Source organism: Bacteroides sp. UBA939, assembly GCF_002293435.1.
Classification (GTDB): domain Bacteria; phylum Bacteroidota; class Bacteroidia; order Bacteroidales; family Bacteroidaceae; genus Bacteroides.
Genome location: NZ_DBDF01000235.1, coordinates 1 through 3208 on the forward strand (window position 1 = coordinate 1; position 3208 = coordinate 3208).

The window sequence follows — 3208 nt, forward strand, 5'->3', positions numbered from 1 at the left end:
TAGAGATACTCTTGTTAATCACTCATCACTCATCACTCATCACTCATCACTCATCACCCATCACTCATCACTCATCACTCATCACTCATCACTAATCACTAACCACTAACCACTCATCACTAACCACTAACCTAACCACCGCCCCTCTCCGCTAAATCTCATAGTACAAACAAAATACCACCACCCGCTACTTACTTCTTCTTCTTACGCAGTTCCTCTGCAATACGCCACTGCAGAGCAGCTTCCACTTCTTTTCCTGCCTGCATCAGAGCATCGCCGAAAAGCTCGTGCGCACCGGCATGTTCAGGTTTCAGAGTGGTAGCCTTATCCAAATCGGCTATTGCCCCATCGGTATCATCCTGTTTGAGGCGTAGTTTTCCACGGTTATAAACAGCTTTAAATTCGGCAGGGCGCAGTTTGACCGCACGGTTCAGACACTCTTCGGCTTCAAGATACTTGCCGTCATTGAACAGAGTGATACCTTTACGTATCCAAGCATCCGTATATTCGGGGTAGAGTTCCAGCGCCTTGTTGTAGTTGGCGATGGCGGCGCGGGAGTCGTGAGCTAAAGTAATCGACTCATTTCCCATTAAATAATATTCGCGCGCATAGCTTTGAAGGCGTTTCTGTTGTTCCGCCATCTGGGACTTTAATTGCTCGTTACTGTTACGCAACTTGTTGATAAGGTTCAGCTTATGGCGAATGAGGCGCTGCGCTACAGGCTTTTCTATGTCGTACCGCGAGTGAATGGCTTTGAAGAAGTGATGGAGGAATGTTTCAAAGTTCCCTTTGTCGAACGCCTTTATGGCGGCTACATACTCCACGTCGGCCTGCGCTTGCTTCAGGGCACGGTCTATGGCTTGCCGGTTGTTGAAGCGTCCGGCGAAGTTTACTATTTCCGGGCGAATGAAAATGTCCGCACGGTTGACGGGTTTCTTTAACTGAATACCTTCGAGTGAAGTACAGCGGCTGAGCGCCACATAAGCTTGCCCGCCGGCAAATACACCGCCGGTAAAGTCGATGACAACGCGGCTGAAAGTCAGTCCCTGGCTTTTATGAACGGTGATTGCCCACGCCAGTCGAACGGGAAATTGGGAGAAGGTGCCCAGTACTTCTTCCTCTATTTCTTTCTTCTTCTCGTTGTATTTGTAACGGATGTTTCTCCAGTGGTCTCGCTTTACGTCACATTCCTTTCCATCGTCGGTAATGATGTAGAGGGTTTCTTCTACCTCATCGAAACCGCTGACTACGCCGATGGTACCGTTAACCCAACGGCGGTCGAAATCGTTTTTGATGAAGATAACTTGTGCGCCCGCTTTCAATACTAACTCTCGTGAGGTGGGCAGACTGCTTTCGGGAAAGTCGCCGGTGACTTCTCCCTGGAAGGTCGTAGGTTCGCCTGGAAGCTCTGCCAGTTTCCGGTCGTTTATGTAATCTACATTGTCGCGTCGCGTGGCGAGAGTGATGTACATATCTTCCTCGTGCTTCTCGATGTCAGTACCATAACGTGTGTTTAACAGTTGCAGGTCGGCAGCCCCCGCCGTATTGTTGCGGATATGGTCTAATACGCTGACAAAGACCTGGTCTGTTTGGCGGTAGACTTTCTGTAACTCGATGGAAACGAGGTCTATCTGGTTAAACACTCTTGCCGAGAAGAAGTAAGGGGTGGGATAGAAGCGGTTCAGTATTTCCCGTTCGTCTCCTTTTACTACAGGTTCAAGCTGGAACACATCGCCTACCAGCAGAAGCTGTTTCCCGCCGAAAGGCTCGCGCAGGTTGTGGGAGTAAACACGGAGGATGCGGTCTACGGCGTCGATAATGTCGGCGCGTACCATAGAAATCTCGTCGATGATGATAAGTTCCAGCTCTTCCAGCAACTTCCGCTGGAGTTTGGTGTATTTAAAGAACTCGTGGATACGTCCTCGTTGCAGGCTCAGATTCGGGTCGTCGGGAAGCAAGGGGTGGAACGGGAGCTTAAAGAAACTGTGCAGGGTACTGCCGCCGGCATTGATAGCGGCGATACCCGTAGGAGCCAGTACCACATGTTTCTTCTTGGTATTCTGGCATATATATCGCAGAAAGGTAGATTTACCGGTACCCGCCTTTCCGGTCAGGAATACGGACTGGCGGGTGTACTGTATCAGTTTCAGGGCATCCTGAAATTCTTTGTTATTGGTATCTATTGACTGTGACAAGAATCTATTCTCCTATTCCTTATCTTGTATTCGCTCTATTCAATAATAGAGAATTCTCTAAGTGCGTTCGCAATTCCATTTTCGTCTACCGAAGTGGTTACGTAGTCGGCGTATGCCTTTACTTCTTCAAGCGCGTTACCCATTGCTACGCCGATAGCTGCGTGACGCAACATACCTGCGTCATTGCCACCGTCGCCGAACGCCATAGTCTCTTCCAGGCTAATGTTGAAGTGCCTGATGACTTCATCAATACCTTTTTGTTTGGTGCTTCCCTTGGCTGTCATGTCGGTAAAGGCGGGAAACCAGCGCCCGGCTTCGCAGCCATGTAATTGGGGAAGGATTAGCTTTTCCTGTTCCTGGGTGATGAACGGTGTCATTTGGAAAACCTCTTTCCGTATAGCCTCTTCAAGTGTTTTTACGGGGAGTGAATCTACTTTCAGGTAATCGTAGAATACCTTTCTTACCATTTCATCCGGTTGGCAGACACAAATATCATGTTCACCTACAAAGATACAGGGGAATTTCTCTTTGCCGGCAATATGCGCCAGCGTTTGTACATCTGCGGTAGGAATAGCGCTTTTGTAAATCACTTCTTTACCGACAAAACAATATCCGCCGTTCATGGTTATGTAACCATCTATCAAATCGCGGTCTTGCAAAGCGGAAAGGTTATTGATAATAGCGGTTGGACGTCCTGTGGCGATAAAAATCCGGATACCTTTGGCTTTGGCAGTGGCAATGGCTTCAATGGTGCTTTCGGGGATGGCGTGGGTATTGAAACTCACCAAAGTGCCGTCGATATCAAAAAACAGGGCTTTAATCATATTATTTTCGTTTTACTTGTGTGCAAAAGTACTTAAAAGCGAGGATAATTTGTATTTTTGCAGGCGAATAAATTATATAAGAAGCTGTTCATAATTGGTTTATACTGTGAATGATGGTTTAGCGAAGCGGGGCTTTGCACTTTGCACTTTGCAGTGTTTAGTGATTAGTGTTTAGTGATAAGTGTTTAG

At 47.6% G+C, this 3208-nt stretch carries 2 protein-coding genes; both read right to left on the minus strand.

What is annotated here, in order from left to right:
* Nucleotides 1-191: 191 nt before the first annotated feature.
* Nucleotides 192-2195 (minus strand): AAA family ATPase, encoded by a 2004-nt coding sequence (locus B2Z67_RS15585; RefSeq protein WP_291530762.1) that lies wholly within the window; start codon nucleotides 2193-2195, stop codon nucleotides 192-194.
* Nucleotides 2196-2230: 35 nt separating this feature from the next.
* Nucleotides 2231-3019 (minus strand): Cof-type HAD-IIB family hydrolase, encoded by a 789-nt coding sequence (locus tag B2Z67_RS15590; protein WP_291530763.1) that lies wholly within the window; start codon nucleotides 3017-3019, stop codon nucleotides 2231-2233.
* Between the last annotated feature and the right edge of the window lie 189 nt (nucleotides 3020-3208).

Excerpts from the sequence above, each read along its gene's own strand:
- B2Z67_RS15590 (WP_291530763.1), bottom strand. The coding sequence starts at position 3,019 with ATGATTAAAGCCCTGTTTTTTGATATCGACGGCACTTTGGTGAGTTTC.